16 protein-coding genes and 1 pseudogene are annotated in these 13,866 nt (G+C 66.6%); 8 read left to right on the forward strand and 9 right to left on the reverse strand.

Annotated features, from left to right (window positions below):
- Positions 1–51: 51 nt before the first annotated feature.
- From Q0C59_RS08240 to Q0C59_RS08250, 3 genes are read right to left on the reverse strand one after another with little or no spacing between them, the layout of a single operon-like run.
- Positions 52–240, reverse strand: a complete 189-nt coding sequence (locus Q0C59_RS08240) for a hypothetical protein (protein WP_291213981.1) — start codon at positions 238–240, stop codon at positions 52–54.
- Positions 241–266: 26 nt separating this feature from the next.
- Positions 267–803: a hypothetical protein gene (locus Q0C59_RS08245; protein WP_291213983.1), complete on the reverse strand. Its 537-nt coding sequence runs from the start codon at positions 801–803 to the stop codon at positions 267–269.
- Positions 804–834: 31 nt separating this feature from the next.
- Positions 835–1,203, reverse strand: coding sequence for a VOC family protein (locus Q0C59_RS08250; RefSeq protein WP_291213985.1), 369 nt, complete (start codon positions 1,201–1,203; stop codon positions 835–837).
- 192 nt (positions 1,204–1,395) lie between these two features.
- Here Q0C59_RS08250 and Q0C59_RS08255 point away from each other — a divergent pair, with 192 nt between their 5' ends.
- On the forward strand, positions 1,396–1,869 hold the full coding sequence (locus Q0C59_RS08255) for a MarR family winged helix-turn-helix transcriptional regulator (protein WP_291213987.1): 474 nt from the start codon (positions 1,396–1,398) through the stop codon (positions 1,867–1,869).
- Between the two features lie 26 nt (positions 1,870–1,895).
- Entirely contained in the window at positions 1,896–2,291 is a 396-nt protein-coding gene (locus Q0C59_RS08260; protein WP_291213989.1) for a DUF1398 family protein, read from the forward strand.
- On the opposite strand, the gene Q0C59_RS08265 is transcribed toward Q0C59_RS08260, so the two are convergent.
- Positions 2,267–3,550: an amidohydrolase family protein gene (locus tag Q0C59_RS08265; protein WP_291213991.1), complete on the reverse strand. Its 1,284-nt coding sequence runs from the start codon at positions 3,548–3,550 to the stop codon at positions 2,267–2,269. The genes Q0C59_RS08260 and Q0C59_RS08265 overlap by 25 nt on opposite strands.
- Before the next feature lie 99 nt (positions 3,551–3,649).
- Here Q0C59_RS08265 and Q0C59_RS08270 point away from each other — a divergent pair.
- A pseudogene (locus Q0C59_RS08270) lies at positions 3,650–3,871 on the forward strand (DUF1653 domain-containing protein); the annotation flags it as partial.
- Between the two features lie 96 nt (positions 3,872–3,967).
- The gene (locus Q0C59_RS08275; protein WP_370654235.1) at positions 3,968–4,138 is read left to right on the forward strand and encodes an oxidoreductase-like domain-containing protein; all 171 of its coding nucleotides are present in this window, start codon (positions 3,968–3,970) and stop codon (positions 4,136–4,138) included.
- Here the strand turns inward: Q0C59_RS08275 and Q0C59_RS08280 are convergent.
- Positions 4,098–5,192, reverse strand: a complete 1,095-nt coding sequence (locus Q0C59_RS08280) for a PA0069 family radical SAM protein (RefSeq protein ID WP_291213992.1) — start codon at positions 5,190–5,192, stop codon at positions 4,098–4,100. The two genes, Q0C59_RS08275 and Q0C59_RS08280, sit on opposite strands and share 41 nt — an antisense overlap.
- A gap of 81 nt (positions 5,193–5,273) precedes the next feature.
- On the opposite strand from Q0C59_RS08280, the gene Q0C59_RS08285 reads away from it, so the two are divergent.
- From Q0C59_RS08285 to katG, 4 genes are all read left to right on the forward strand, one after another.
- Complete coding sequence (locus Q0C59_RS08285; protein WP_291213994.1) at positions 5,274–6,239, forward strand: ABC transporter ATP-binding protein; 966 nt, start codon at positions 5,274–5,276, stop codon at positions 6,237–6,239.
- Positions 6,236–6,997 (forward strand): ABC transporter permease, encoded by a 762-nt coding sequence (locus Q0C59_RS08290; RefSeq protein WP_291213996.1) that lies wholly within the window; start codon positions 6,236–6,238, stop codon positions 6,995–6,997. Before Q0C59_RS08285 ends, Q0C59_RS08290 begins: the two co-directional genes overlap by 4 nt.
- A 4-nt stretch (positions 6,998–7,001) precedes the next feature.
- Positions 7,002–7,721 carry a hypothetical protein gene (locus Q0C59_RS08295; protein WP_291213998.1) on the forward strand — a complete coding sequence of 240 codons (720 nt, stop codon included), beginning with the start codon at positions 7,002–7,004 and terminating at the stop codon, positions 7,719–7,721.
- A 119-nt stretch (positions 7,722–7,840) separates the two neighbouring features.
- The gene (gene katG, locus Q0C59_RS08300) at positions 7,841–10,030 is read left to right on the forward strand and encodes a catalase/peroxidase HPI (protein WP_291214000.1); all 2,190 of its coding nucleotides are present in this window, start codon (positions 7,841–7,843) and stop codon (positions 10,028–10,030) included.
- Between the two features lie 73 nt (positions 10,031–10,103).
- Here katG and Q0C59_RS08305 read toward each other — a convergent pair whose 3' ends face one another.
- From Q0C59_RS08305 to Q0C59_RS08320, 4 genes are read right to left on the reverse strand one after another with little or no spacing between them, the layout of a single operon-like run.
- Complete coding sequence (locus tag Q0C59_RS08305; protein WP_291214002.1) at positions 10,104–10,595, reverse strand: DUF2894 domain-containing protein; 492 nt, start codon at positions 10,593–10,595, stop codon at positions 10,104–10,106.
- Positions 10,588–11,259 carry an OmpA family protein gene (locus Q0C59_RS08310; protein WP_291214010.1) on the reverse strand — a complete coding sequence of 224 codons (672 nt, stop codon included), beginning with the start codon at positions 11,257–11,259 and terminating at the stop codon, positions 10,588–10,590. Before Q0C59_RS08310 ends, Q0C59_RS08305 begins: the two co-directional genes overlap by 8 nt.
- On the reverse strand, positions 11,259–13,094 hold the full coding sequence (locus Q0C59_RS08315; RefSeq protein ID WP_291214004.1) for a hypothetical protein: 1,836 nt from the start codon (positions 13,092–13,094) through the stop codon (positions 11,259–11,261). The genes Q0C59_RS08310 and Q0C59_RS08315 overlap by 1 nt, the downstream gene beginning before the upstream one ends.
- Positions 13,091–13,759 carry a DUF3348 family protein gene (locus Q0C59_RS08320; protein WP_291214006.1) on the reverse strand — a complete coding sequence of 223 codons (669 nt, stop codon included), beginning with the start codon at positions 13,757–13,759 and terminating at the stop codon, positions 13,091–13,093. The genes Q0C59_RS08315 and Q0C59_RS08320 overlap by 4 nt, the downstream gene beginning before the upstream one ends.
- Positions 13,760–13,866 lie beyond the last annotated feature (107 nt).

A 13,866-nucleotide genomic window follows, 5' to 3' on the forward strand; every position in this document is an offset into this window, starting at 1 on the left:
CAGAGTTCCCGCGAATGCGGAAACGCTCGCCTCGCGCAGGCAGCGAGGGGCTCAGCCCGCGAGATTGCGAAACAGATAGCGGGCGAGCGCAGCCCGGAAATCACCGCCAGCGTGTTGCTTCCACGGTAGGGCAACATCGATGAAAGCTTTGTGAAAGACCATCGACAACAGGCCGGTCAGGCAGACGATGGCGAGGATCTGCAGTGCGATCTTGAAGTGTTCGTCGCGGTTGTCGTGCATGTGGTGAATGGTGGGAGTGCGCGACGTCAGCCCCGAGGCCGCACCGTTCGCCGCAGCAACCGGTTGAACCAGGACAGCGCGATGACCGGAATGACCGCAGCGAACTTGACGTCTCCGCGAAAGTACACCGCGGCCAGCAGCGCGAGCAGGACGGCAGCGAGCAAAACAAGCGAGGCCAGCACGACAGGGCGGCGTGGCCCGACGGCGGCCACGAAACCTGCCCGCGAAAACGCGGTGGTCACCAGCCCGACGAAGGCCATGAAGATGAACAGCCCGGCCTCTCCAAGCTGTTGATAGCCCTTGAGCCACCACCACTGCTGCAGAGCAGCGGCCAGGCCACCCGCTGCAAGCCAGAGATTGGCGCCGAGGATGAGGCGGTTCGCCGGTGCGGCGCGCCGGAACAACACGGCAAGCTCCACCACCGCCACCGGCGCAGCCACCTTGAAAGCAAACAACAGCCGGTCGTCGGTGGCCGGCCCGCCGCCAAAGGCCAGAAACGCGAACAGCGCCAAGGCGAGGAAGCCGAGCAGGTATTCGACGACGGCCAGGGCGGCGCTGCGCATGGGTGGTTCCGCTCGCTCCAAGCTTAAAGCTTCAAGCCATGGAGTGCAGGCCCACCTTGTTGCCCTCGGAGTCCAGGAAGTGCGCGAAGAAGCCGAAGCCATTCCCGATGTCGGTCTTTGGCACAACAACTTGCCCACCCGCGGGCGCAACACGGGCCAGGATCGCCGCGAGGTCCTCGCCTCCATTGAGATAGACCATCGTGCCCGTGCTGGACGGCTGACAGTTGTCATCCTGAACGAGGGCGCCGCTGACGTCGTTCTCACCTCCGGGAAACATGCCCATGATCGATGGACCCATGTCCATGCGTTCGATGGTGGTCTGGAGGATGGCCTCATAGAACACCTTGGCCCGCGCAAAATCTGACACGGGAATCTCGAACCAGTTCAGAGCGTTTGCCATGTGCGTCTCCTGAGGAGGTGGGTGGGAAATCCTGTGCGGTCTGGCATGGGCCCAAACGACAAAACGTCAGGTGCGCACGATAGCCGCCGACGCCACGAACGGCAAGGCATTCCAGCGGCAGGGCAGACCGATTGACTTTGGTTTCCATGGAAACTAAACTGCCAACCCGACCGCTTTTTCCACACCAGCCCGATGACCACACCCCGCACCGGACGCAGGAACGCAGCCCCGCTTGAAGCCCACCTGGGTTTCTGGTTGCGTTTTGTTTCCAACCACGTCTCCACCCGTTTCCAGAAGCTGCTGGAGGCCGAAGGCGTCAGCCTCACCGAGTGGGTGGCACTGCGCACACTGCTGGGGCAAGAGGGGGTCTCGCACACGCAGCTCATTGAGGCGCTGGGCATGACCAAAGGCGCAACATCCAAGGTCATCACCCGGTTGCAGGACAAGGGCCTGGCCGAGCGTTGGCTGGCCGATGGGCGATCCCGCGAACAGGTGCTGGTGCTCACCGCCTCCGGCCAGTTGCTGGTGCCCCGGCTGGCCGCGCTCGCCGATGCCAACGACCAGCACTTCTTTGGCCACATGCCCAGCGAACAGCGCGATGGCCTGCTGGCACTGATGCAAGGACTGGTGCAGCACCACCAGCTGAGAGAACTGCCCACCCACTGAATCCACACCCCAAAGTCGCCATCACCATGCAAACCCACATCCGGCAAGTGATCCAGAACACCTTTGACGCCTCCAACGAGGGAAGCATCCACTTCGGCCAGGTGGTCGGCCAGCTCCTGGCCGTGCATGTCGAGTCGTACCACGTGGACTACCGCGCTGGGCGGTCGACGTACTACCTTCCCGATGGAACGACACTGGACCTGCCCTTCCCCGTGGCCGATGAAACCATGGCCGACGCCTTCGACGCCGCGGCCGTTCGGGCCGCCATCCAGGGGGCGCAGCAAGGACAGGTGATGTACCCGGAGTTCAAGCGCCTTTCACAACGCGCGGGCTGCATTGGCTACACCGTGTGGCTCACTGGCCGGCATGTGAGCTACCACGGCCGGCGGGGGGAGACTCACGTGGAGCGGTTCCCCGATTGATGTGCCGCTGCGGTGCGACCGGGCAGGCTCAGGTGCGGGACCGTGGGCGCCGCCTCCGACAGCAACTGCCCCTTGCGCCACACCTTCAGGCGCGTGGCGCGCAGGCGGATGGCTTCGATCGGGTCGCGCGCCTGCAGCAGCACGAAGCTGGCGTCCTTGCCCGCTTCAATGCCGTAACCCTGCAGGCCCATCACCTTCGCCGCGTTGGTGGTCACGGCATCGAAACACTGGCGCATGCCGGTCTGGCTGGTCATCTGCGCCACGTGCAGGCCCATGTGGGCCACCTCCAGCATGTCGCCGCTGCCCAGCGAATACCAGGGGTCCATCACGCAGTCGTGACCAAAGGCCACTGTGATGCCGGCGGCCATGAGTTCGGGCACACGCGTCATGCCTCGCCGCTTGGGGTAGGTGTCGTGCCGGCCCTGCAGCGTGATGTTGATCAGCGGGTTGGCCACCGCGCTCACGCCCGCTTCGGCGATCAGCGGAATCAGTTTGGACACGTAGTAGTTGTCCATGCTGTGCATGGAGGTGAGGTGCGAGCCATTCACCCTGCCTTGCAGGCCCAGGCGCTGCGTTTCGAAGGCCAGGGTTTCGATATGACGAGAGAGCGGGTCGTCGCTTTCGTCGCAGTGCATGTCCACCGGCAAGCCCAGCTCGGCGGCCAGTTCACACAGCAGCTTCACGCTGGCGGTGCCCTCGGCATAGGTGCGCTCGAAATGCGGAATGCCCCCGACAACGTCCACGCCCAGCTCCAGCGCATGAATGAGGTTGTTCAGTCCGCCGGGTGAGCGCAACACGCCGTCTTGCGGAAAGGCGACCAGCTGCACATCGAGGTAGGACGCCATGAGGCGTTTGGCCTCCAGCATGGCGCGCACCGGCAACAGGCTCGGGTCGCTGGTGTCCACGTGGCTGCGGATGGCGAGCAGGCCCTTGGCCACGGCCCAGTCCCCGTAATCCAGCGCGCGCTCGACCAGCGCCTCCTCGGTCAGCATCGGCTTGAGTTCGCCCCACAGCGCAATGCCTTCGAGCAGCGTGCCGCTCTGGTTCACGCGGGGCAGGCCGTAGCTCAGCGTGGCGTCCATGTGGAAGTGCGGGTCGCAGAACGGCGGCGTGAGCAGCTGGCCCGCGGCGTCCAGCGTGTCGTGGGCCGGCGCGTTCAAGCCGGCGGCCACTTCAACGATGCGGCCGTCCTGCACCGCCACCCCCATGTCGGTGCGGCCGTCGGGCAGGGTGGCTCGGGTGATCAGGAAGTCAAGCATGTGGGTTCACCTTGGCGTTCGGTGCGGGCAAAGACCGAGGATAAGGCGCACATCCCTAAAATCAGTGGGCTCATGCCACATCCCGACAAGCCCGCCACTGTGCAAGACGGCGACCTGCCCCCGCTGCAACCCACCCCGCCTGGCCTGTACCGCCACTACAAGGGCGGCTGGTACGAGGTGCTGGACACCGTGCGCTGCAGCGAGACCCTGCAGGGCATGACGCTGTACCGCGCGCTCTACGGCGGCTGGGGCCAGTGGGTGCGACCCGCGGCCATGTTTGGCGAGACGGGTGAATTCGAGGGCCGCACACAGCCCCGGTTTGTGCTTCACGACCCGGCCGGTGTGCCGTTGGCCGATCTGCCCACCGCGCAGGCCCTCGTGGCGCATCTGCGTGGCCTGGCGCAAGGCCGGGGCGTGGTGCTCGACGCCGCCTTGCGCCCACCCCCACCCGAGCCCGACACCTGCTGCGGACGCGGCTGCAACGGCTGCGTTTGGGAAGGTTTTTACGAGGCGCTGCACCACTGGCGCATGGACGCGCTCGCGCTGATCAGAACAGCGACTGCTGCCCCTGCAGGCCCGCCGGCCTGAACAGGCCGGTGTTCAGCGGTTCACGTTCGCGCTTGTAGCCCAGGCGGTCGCAGGTTTTTTCAAACCGCTGGCGCAGCAGGTCGGCCCACACACCGCTGCCTTTCATGCGCTGCGCAAAGTCGGCGTTGTAGTCGCGCCCGCCGCGCATCTCCTGCACGCGCGCCATCACACGCGCGGCGCGGTCCGGGTAGTGCAGCTCCAGCCATTGGCGAAACATGGGGCTCAGCTCGTGCGGCAGGCGCAGCACGGTGTAGAAGGCGCGCCGCGCGCCGGCATCAAAGGCTGCTTCCAGCACCTGTTCCATGTCGTCGTTGATGAACGGAATCTGCGGCGCCACGCTCACGCCCACCGGAATGCCGGCCTCGGCCAGCGTGCGGATGGTGCGCAGGCGGCGGTGCGGGGCGGCGGCGCGCGGCTCCAGCAGGCGGGACAGTTTCGCATCGAGCGAGGTGATGGTCACGTACACCGCCGCCAGGCCTTGCGCGGCCAGGGGCGCGAGCAGATCGATGTCGCGCTCCACGCCGCTGCCCTTGGTGACGATGGCCAGCGGGTGGCGCGTGTCGCCGAGCACCTGCAGCACACCGCGCATGAGGCGCAGTTCGCGCTCGACGGGCTGGTAGGCGTCGGTCACGGTGCCGATGGCGAGCAGCTCGGGCACGTGGCGCGGGCTGGCCAGTTCGCGCTGCAGCACCTGGGCGATGTTGCGCTTGGCGATCAGCTTTGTTTCAAAGTCGATGCCGGGCGAGAGGTTGAGGTAGCTGTGGCTGGGCCGCGCGTAGCAGTACACGCAGCCGTGTTCACATCCCCGGTACGGGTTGAGACCGAGGCGAAAGCCGATGTCGGGTGAGTCGTTGTGGGTGATGGCGCTTTTGGCGTCTTCAAAGCTCACCTCGGTGGCGGGCGGCGGGGCTTCATCGCGCGCTTGCACCGCGTCGTCCAGCGCGCCCCAGCCGTCGTCGAAGGCTTCGCGGGCGTCGCGCTCGAAGCGGTGCGGCTGGTGCTGGGCCAGGCCACGGCCCTTGATGGCCTGCAGCGGAATGTGGACGGTGGACATGGAGCAAACACTGTACACAGATACAGCCTAAGATGCGTGATCATTTCACCCCTCTTTTCGTCCACTTTCCGTCGAGCTTTCATGCATCCAAACCCCGCAACCGACAACAACACGGCCATCGTGTCCGTGCGCGGCGTCAGCAAGACCTACGCCGGCGGTTTCCAGGCCCTCAAGCGGGTCGACCTCGACATCCGACGCGGCGAAATCCTGGCCCTGCTCGGCCCCAACGGCGCCGGCAAGACCACGCTGATCAGCGTCATCTGCGGCATGGTCAACGCCACCGAAGGCACGGTGGTGGCCGACGGCCATGACACCGTGCGCGACTACCGCGCAGCGCGCGCCGCCATCGGCCTGGTGCCGCAGGAACTGCACACCGATTCGTTTGAAACCGTCTGGGCCACGGTGAGCTTCAGCCGCGGCCTCTTCGGCAAGGCGCCCGACCCGGCCTACATCGAGAAGATCCTCAAAGACCTCTCGCTCTGGGACAAGAAGGACAGCAAGATCATGGCGCTCTCGGGCGGCATGAAGCGCCGCGTGCTGATCGCCAAAGCGCTCTCGCACGAGCCCAAGATCCTGTTTCTGGACGAGCCCAGCGCGGGCGTGGACGTGGAGCTGCGGCACGACATGTGGCGCATGGTGCGCGCGCTGCGCGAAGCGGGCACCACCATCATCCTGACCACGCACTACATCGAAGAAGCCGAGGACATGGCCGACCGCATCGGTGTGATCGCCAAGGGCGAGCTGATCCTGGTGGAAGACAAACATGTGCTCATGCGCAAGCTGGGCAAAAAGCAGCTCACGCTCACGCTGCAGCAAACCATCGAGCGCGTGCCCGAGGCACTGGCACCCTGGGCGCTGGAGATCACCGAAGGCGGCCACGCCCTCACCTACACCTTTGACGCACAGAAGGACGACACCGGCATCGCCGAGCTGCTGCGCGCGCTGGGCGAAGCGGACATCCATTTCAAGGACCTGCGCTCCAGCGAAAGTTCGCTGGAAGACATCTTTGTCAGTCTGATGCATGAGAAAAAAGAGGTGGCAGCATGAACTTTCACGCTGTACGCGCCATTTACCAGTTCGAAATGAACCGCGCCCTGCGCACCTGGGCCCAGAGCATCATCGCGCCGGTGCTCAGCACCTCGCTGTACTTCATCGTCTTCGGCTCGGCCATCGGCTCGCGCATGGGCGACATCGACGGCGTGAGCTACGGCGCCTACATCATCCCCGGCCTGCTCATGCTCTCGCTGCTGAGCGAAAGCATTTCCAACGCGGCCTTCGGCATCTACATGCCCAAATGGTCCGGCACCATTTACGAGCTGCTCAGCGCCCCGGTGAACTGGGTCGAGGTGCTGCTGGGTTATGTGGGCGCAGCGGCCACCAAGAGCCTCACGCTGGGCCTCTTGATCCTCCTCACGGCGCGGCTGTTTGTGCCGTACGAGGTGGCACACCCGGTGTGGATGGTGGGCTTCCTCATCCTCACCGCCATCACCTTCTGCCTGTTCGGTTTCATCATCGGCCTGTGGGCCGACAGCTTCCAGAAACTGCAGGTGATCCCGCTGCTGATCATCACGCCACTCACCTTTCTGGGCGGCGCGTTCTACAGCATCAACATGCTGCCGCCGCTGTGGCAGACCATCTCGCTGTTCAACCCGGTGGTCTACCTCATCAGCGGCCTGCGCTGGGCTTTTTACGGCGCGGCCGACGTGCACATTGCCGTGAGCACGGGCATGACGCTCGCGTTCATGTTCACCTGCCTGGCCGTGGTGTGGTGGGTGTTCAAGACCGGCCACCGCATCCGGCGCTGACACCATGGGCCGCCTGCACACCGAACTCTCACGCCTCTACCTGAGCCCAGCAGCCGAGGACGGAAGCGCCGTTGACGAGTCCCGCCTCTTCACCACAAACGGCCTCACTCGTTCCCTGGTGCTGGGCCTGACGCGGCCCGCCGACTGGGACGCCATGAGCCGCGTGTGGCAAGGCGTGCAGGCCGACCTGGAGCTGCCAGCGCCCGCCATCGCGGTGTGTGGCGCCGAGGGCTACCAGTTGTGGTTCTCGCTGGCGCAACCGGTGACGGTGGCGCAGGCGCAGGATTTTCTGGAGCTGCTTCGCCTGCGCTACCTGAGCGCGGTGGCGCCCAGGCGCATCACGCTCTGGCCCGCGCAGTCCGCACACACACGCTTGGTGCCGGCGCTGCAAGCCGACACGGGCCAATGGTCGGCGTTCGTCAGCTCCGACCTGGCCGCGGTGTTCGCCGACGATCCGTCGCTGGACCTGCCACCCGGCGAGGACAACCAGGCCGACCTGCTGTCGCGCCTCAAGAGCATCCAGCCTGGCGAACTGCAGGCAGCGCTCAAGTTGCTGCAGCCCCCAGCGACACCGCCCACGACAAGCGCTCCGTCGGTCGTGACCACCCACACGCAGCAAGACCCCAGAGGGTTTTTGCTGACCGTCATGAACGACGCCTCGGTGCCTCTGGCACTGCGCATTGAGGCCGCCAAGGCACTGCTGTCCGACACCCAGCCCTCCTGAACAGCGGGGCTATCCACCCATTGACTATGGGTTTCATTGGGAGAATTGCATTGAAGGATTCATCTTCAGTGCCTAAAGTCAACCGTTCACCCGCCCCGACAACACCGAAGGAGATCACCTTGTCCGACGAAGCCAAATGCCCCTTTTCCAGCGGCGTCCCCAAAAACGCCGTTGCAGGTTCCGCCACCAACGCCGACTGGTGGCCCAACCAGCTCAACGTCAAGCTGCTGAACCAGCATTCCCCGCTGACCAATCCCATGGGTGAAGACTTCGACTACGCCGAAGCCTTCAAAAGCCTCGACCTCGACGCCGTCATCAAGGATCTGCACGCCCTGATGACCGACTCGCAGGACTGGTGGCCCGCCGATTACGGCCACTACGGCCCCTTCTTCATCCGCATGGCCTGGCACAGCGCCGGCACCTACCGCATCGCCGACGGTCGCGGCGGTGCAGGCGCCGGCACACAGCGTTTTGCGCCGCTCAACAGCTGGCCCGACAACGGCAACCTGGACAAGGCGCGCCGCCTGCTGTGGCCGATCAAGCAGAAGTACGGCAACAAGCTTTCGTGGGCCGACCTGATGATCCTCGCCGGCAACGTGGCGCTGGATTCCATGGGCCTCAAGACCTTCGGCTTTGCCGGCGGCCGTGCCGATGTGTGGGAACCCGAAGAGATCTACTGGGGCCCCGAGTCCGAGTGGATGGGCGACAAGCGCTACACCGGTGACCGCGAGCTCGAGAACCCGCTGGGCGCCGTGCAGATGGGCCTGATCTACGTGAACCCCGAAGGCCCCAACGGCAACCCCGACCCGCTGGGCTCGGCGCGCGACGTGCGCGAAACCTTCGCCCGCATGGCCATGAACGACGAAGAAACCGTGGCGCTGACCGCCGGCGGCCACACCTTCGGCAAGTCGCACGGCGCGGCCGACCCGGGCAAATACGTCGGCGTTGAACCCGAGGGCGCCGGCATTGAAGAACAAGGCCTGGGCTGGAAGAACAGCTTCGGCAGCGGCAAGGGTGAACACGCCATCACCAGCGGCATCGAAGGCCCCTGGACCCCGACGCCCACCACCTGGGACAACAGCTACTTCGAAACGTTGTTCGGCAACGAGTGGGTGCTCACCAAGAGCCCGGCCGGTGCGCACCAGTGGAAGCCCAAGGACCCGGCTGCGCCTTCGGCGCCCGACGCGCACATCCCGGGCAAGCGCCAGTCCCCGACCATGACCACGGCCGACATGGGCATGCGCATGGACCCGGTCTACGAAAAAATCTCGCGCGACTTCATGGCCAACCCGGACAAGCTGGCCGACGCTTTCGCCCGCGCCTGGTACAAGCTGACCCACCGCGACATGGGACCGGTCACCCGTTACCTCGGCCCGCTGGTGCCCAAAGATGAGCTGATCTGGCAAGACCCGGTGCCCGCTGTGGACCACCCGCTGGTCAACGAGCAGGACGTGGCCGCGCTCAAGGCGAAACTGCTGGCCTCCGGCCTGTCGATCGCGCAGCTCGTCAACACGGCCTGGGCATCGGCCTCGACCTTCCGTGGCTCCGACAAGCGCGGTGGCGCCAACGGTGCGCGCATCCGCCTGGCACCGCAGAAAGACTGGGCGGTCAACCAGCCCGCCGATTTGGCACAGGTGCTGGCCAAGCTCGAAGCCATCCAGGCCGAGTTCAACGGCGCACAGTCCGGCGGCAAGAAGATCTCGCTGGCCGACCTGATCGTGCTGGGCGGCTCGGCCGCAGTGGAAGCTGCGGCGAAGAAGGCTGGCCAGACTGTGACCGTGCCTTTCTCACCCGGCCGAACCGACGCCACGCAAGCCCAGACCGATGTGGACTCGTTCGCACCGCTGGAGCCCTTGGCCGACGGCTTCCGCAACTACGCGCGCCCAGTGCTGGAAAGCTCGGCCGCCGAGCGCCTGCTCGACAAGGCCAACCTGCTCACGCTGACCGCGCCCGAGATGACGGTGCTGGTCGGTGGGCTGCGTGTCCTCAATGCGAACACGGGCCGCACCAGCCACGGTGTCTTCACCACGCGTCCGGAAACCCTGAGCAACGACTTCTTCGTCAACCTGCTCGACATGGGAACCGTGTGGAAAAAGTCGGCTACCGAGGGCGTGCTCGAAGGCAGCGATCGGGCCACGGGCAAAGCCAAGGGCACGGGCACCGTGGTCGATCTGGTGTTTGGTTCGAACTCCGTGTTGCGGGCGCTCGCCGAGGTGTATGCCAGCAGCGACGCACAAGCCAAGTTCGTGCGCGACTTCGTGGCCGCCTGGACCAAGGTGATGAACCTGGACCGCTTTGATCTGAAGTGATCCCCACCCGCAGGCGCTGAGAGCCCTGCACTGCACCCCGAGCCCGGCACCGGAACCTGTTCTGGTACCGGGCTTATTTTTTCGTGCGCGCCTTGGGTTTGGCCACAGGCGGCTTCGCCCGGGTTTGCGACTGCGCCTGCTCCAGCCACAGCAGCGTGTCAGCGTGCGAGAGAAAGCGCCGCAAATAGTCGGGCGACAGGTCGCGCATCAAGGCCAGCGTGCGCAGCACCAGCCGGTGCGAATTGAGCGGGCCAGCATTCTCGGGGCCCTGCTCCACCGCCTGGGTCACCTCGTCTTCGGCGCAGATGCGCGACCAGGTGTCGCGGAAATTTTGGGCGCTGCGCAGCTCGCGGCCCGGTGGGGCGGTGGCGGCGATCTCGCGGTTGAGTTGTGCCAGTGGCGAAGGTGCCTGGGTGCGGGCTGGCCTTGAGGGCTGCGTTTGTGTGGGTTGGCGGGGCCAGGCGTTCTGCAAGCGAGCCTGCAGCACACGCTGCACCGCCTCGGGCGCGGCCTGCAGGCGGCGCGAGAGCGCCGCCTCAAAGTGGGCCTGCACCGGATCACTCACGCGTTGCTGCCTTGGTCGTGCTGGTCGATGGACTGGCCTTGGGCACCGGCGCCATCTCCACCCGGCGGTTGAGCGCGCGGCCCTGCTCGTCGGTGTTGGAGGCCACGGGTTGTTCGGCACCAAAGGCGGCGCTGAACACGCGCTGCGGCGGCATGCCTTCCGCGATCAAGGCGCGGGTCACGGTGAGGGCGCGTTGCGCCGAGAGTTCGAGGTTGTCGGCGTAGCGCTGGTTGTTGGCCTGCACCGGGCGGTCGTCGGTGAAGCCGCTGACCATCAGCATTTCGTCGCGCTCGCCCAGGTACACCTGCAGCGGCGGCACCAGGCTCTTGAGCACCTGCCGCCCCTCGGGGCGCAGCTCGTCGGAGTTCAGCGGAAACAGCACGCTGCCGCTGATGCCGATGCGCCCGTTGTCCAGCGTCACGCGACCGCTCTGGAGTGGAATGGCCAACGCCTTTTCCAGCGCCATGCGGCGGGCCTCTTCCTGCTGGCGTTTCTGCACTTCCGACTGCAGGCTCGCCACCAGGTCCATCTGCACCACCAGCACGCCGATGAGGATGAGCACGAAGGCGCCCACCAGGCCGGCCATGAGGTCGCCGAACACGGCCCAGACCGGTGCGGTCTGCTCGTCCGCGGCTTGGTCGATGGTGTCGTCCAGCCCTGTCATCACGCGGCGCTCTCTGTCGTGCGCTTCTGGTCGCTGCGCAGGCGGCGCAGGTCGTCCACGATGCCCTGCTGCGAGCTGATGCTCAGGTCGATCACCTCGCGCGCCTGCGCCACGTAGTAGGCCAGCTGTTCGTCGCTGCGCTGCATCGACTGGCCCACCGCGCTTTCAATGCGCTGCAGGCTGTCGATGAGTTTTCCGTTGGTGGCGGCAAACAGCTGCACGCCGTGGCCAAAGGCCTCGCCCAGCGCGGCGAGTTCGATGGCGCTGCCGCTCACCTGCGCGGCCACGTCTTCACTGCGGTGGGCCTGCGCGCCCACGGTCTCGGCGAACTGGCGGCCCACCTGGTCGAGCACGGCGCTGGCCGAGGTGACCAGCGATTCGATGGCCGCGCGCTGCTCGCCCGTGGCCTGCTCCACGGTCTTCAGCAGGCTGCCGATGTTGTTCATGAGCGTCGTGCGTTCCTGCAGCGCGAGCTTGTCGCGCTCGCCCAGCTGCGTGGTTTCGCGGCGCAACTGCGCGATCACCTCGGCCGCGGCCTTGGGGGCTTCGGCGGCGGTTTCCAGCAGGCGCTGCACAGCCGCCTCGCCGCGCGCGGCCTCGTCACCGCGCAGGGCGGCCAGCTCGTCGCGCCAGCGCGTGGCGGTCTGCTCCAGCGTCTGGCCCACCGCCTGCTGCTGTGCCAGGGTCTGTGCGCCGAGTTGTTGCCACTCGGTCTGCAAGGTGGTGGCCATGGCCTGCAAGGACTGGGTCCAGGCGGCCTGGCGCTGGTGTTCGGTGGCGGTCTGCTCGGCTTGCGCGCGGGCGGCGCTGTCCTGCACGCTGGTAATGAGCGCAGCAGAGCGCTGTTCAAACGCACCGAAGAGTCCCTGCATCTGGGTGTCCACCGCTGCATGCACCCGCTCGTGCAGGCGGGTGGACTCGGCCGCGATGGCGGTCATGGCGTTTTCCACCACCGGCTGCAGCGTCTCGCCCGCGATGCGCGCGCTGGCCGACAGACTCTCGTTCAAGGACAGCGCCACCGACTGACCGAGTTCCTGGTAGGCCGCATGCGTTTCGCGGTGGAACGCGTCCTGGCGCGCGAGCAACTGCTCATCGAGTTGCTGGCCGCGCTTCTCCATCTGCTCCATCAGGGCCTGCAGCTGGTTCACCACCGCCGGCAAGGCACCGGCCTGCTGCTGCAGCGCCTTGAAGGCCTCAACGCGCTGGTGCGTGAGCGAAAACGGGCGGAACACAGTGGCAACTTGCGCGTCGAGTTCGCGCACCACCTGCAGGCGTTCGCGCCGGCTGACGGCCGACATGAGGCCCAGCATGGCCGAGGTGGCCACGCCCACCACCGAAGTGCCGAACGCCAGACCCAGGCCCTTGATGGGTTCGGCCAGCGCGGAGCGGATGGCCTGCAGGTCGGCCGTGCCTTCGAGCGTGAACACGGCACCGCGGAAGGTGACGACCAGACCCAGGAAGGTGCCGAGCATGCCCAGCATCACCAGCAGGCCGATCAGGTACGGCGTGAGGGCCAGACCCGGCAAGGCACCGCGCTCGCCTTCGATACGCGCACGCACAGGGCCCTGCAGCGCGGGCGGCACACGGCCGAGCCAGTCGCTCAATTGCGCCAGCGGCTGCGGCACCTCGGCCAAGGCCTGGCCCAGCGCGGCGGTGTGCGCACGGAAGCGCCGGATCTCCTGCGCGCCCAGCAGGTAGGTGGCGCCGATGGCCAGCGTCATGGTCAGCGCAATGGCGCTGCTGCCGACGAAGCCCCAGCCGACCCAGACCAAGGCGATGAGGCCGAGGGCAAAGGCGCCGAGGACAAAGAGGCGGTTCACGGTGTTCGAATTCATGGGTGTTGTGTCACTTCCTGGCTCAAGGCCTCGACCATGCCGACCACGGGCTGCAGCCGCAGGTCCAGCTCGGCCAGCAGCGTTTGCTGCAGCTCGTGTTCAAACAGCGGCTGCCAGCCGCCGGGGTGGGATTGGCGCAGATGTGCAAAGCGCGCCTTGAGAAAGCTGGGCACGGTGGCCAGCAGCCGCTGCTCGCGCCCGCCCAGCATGGGCTCAAGCACGGCGTCCAAAGCGGCGAGCTGGGCCAGCCGCGCTGAGGTGAGGGACAAAGTCTTGCGCACGTGGCCACGCAGCGCTTCGATGCTCATGTCCATGCGGCGTTGCTGCTCCTGGCAGCGCTGGTGGTGCGGCGCAAAGCCGGCGTCGCTGTCGTCGGTGCCCTCGTCGCCCGGCGCCAGCGGAGGGCTGGTGATGGCCTGGCTCAGCGTGGCGCGCACGCGCTGCAGCTCGGCCTGCACGGTGCGCGCGCTGGCCGGCACCGCCGGGCGCCGGGCGCGCGCCACGGCGGGCAGGGCCTGGTGGAGCGAACTCAGCGCGATCGCGTCGGCCACGTTGAACCACTGGCCCAGGCGCTCGGCGAGGTCCTGGCGCGGCACGTCCGCAGGCGCGGCCTGCCAGCCGGCGAGCTGGCGCACCAAGGCTGAGCGGTTGAAATTGCTGCGCAAAAAAGCATTCCTTGGCGCCCCACAGGCGCAATCGGCATCAAGAACAGGGTGGGTTGCCGACTTGGGGGGCGTGCACGCCCGTCAGCGGTGGCCGGGCCGGACAACCG

The sequence above is a fragment of the Hydrogenophaga sp. genome (genome assembly GCF_022844385.1).
In the GTDB taxonomy this organism is placed as follows: domain Bacteria; phylum Pseudomonadota; class Gammaproteobacteria; order Burkholderiales; family Burkholderiaceae_C; genus Hydrogenophaga.

Bases quoted from the DNA above. Each gene is read 5' to 3' on its own strand.
- Q0C59_RS08240 (WP_291213981.1), bottom strand. From the start codon at position 240: ATGCACGACAACCGCGACGAACACTTCAAGATCGCACTGCAGATCCTC.
- Q0C59_RS08245 (WP_291213983.1), bottom strand. From the start codon at position 803: ATGCGCAGCGCCGCCCTGGCCGTCGTCGAATACCTGCTCGGCTTCCTC.
- Q0C59_RS08250 (WP_291213985.1), bottom strand. From the start codon at position 1,203: ATGGCAAACGCTCTGAACTGGTTCGAGATTCCCGTGTCAGATTTTGCG.
- Q0C59_RS08255 (WP_291213987.1), top strand. From the start codon at position 1,396: ATGACCACACCCCGCACCGGACGCAGGAACGCAGCCCCGCTTGAAGCC.
- Q0C59_RS08260 (WP_291213989.1), top strand. From the start codon at position 1,896: ATGCAAACCCACATCCGGCAAGTGATCCAGAACACCTTTGACGCCTCC.
- Q0C59_RS08265 (WP_291213991.1), bottom strand. From the start codon at position 3,550: ATGCTTGACTTCCTGATCACCCGAGCCACCCTGCCCGACGGCCGCACC.
- Q0C59_RS08280 (WP_291213992.1), bottom strand. From the start codon at position 5,192: ATGTCCACCGTCCACATTCCGCTGCAGGCCATCAAGGGCCGTGGCCTG.
- Q0C59_RS08285 (WP_291213994.1), top strand. From the start codon at position 5,274: ATGCATCCAAACCCCGCAACCGACAACAACACGGCCATCGTGTCCGTG.
- Q0C59_RS08290 (WP_291213996.1), top strand. From the start codon at position 6,236: ATGAACTTTCACGCTGTACGCGCCATTTACCAGTTCGAAATGAACCGC.
- Q0C59_RS08295 (WP_291213998.1), top strand. From the start codon at position 7,002: ATGGGCCGCCTGCACACCGAACTCTCACGCCTCTACCTGAGCCCAGCA.
- Q0C59_RS08310 (WP_291214010.1), bottom strand. From the start codon at position 11,259: ATGACAGGGCTGGACGACACCATCGACCAAGCCGCGGACGAGCAGACC.
- Q0C59_RS08315 (WP_291214004.1), bottom strand. From the start codon at position 13,094: ATGAATTCGAACACCGTGAACCGCCTCTTTGTCCTCGGCGCCTTTGCC.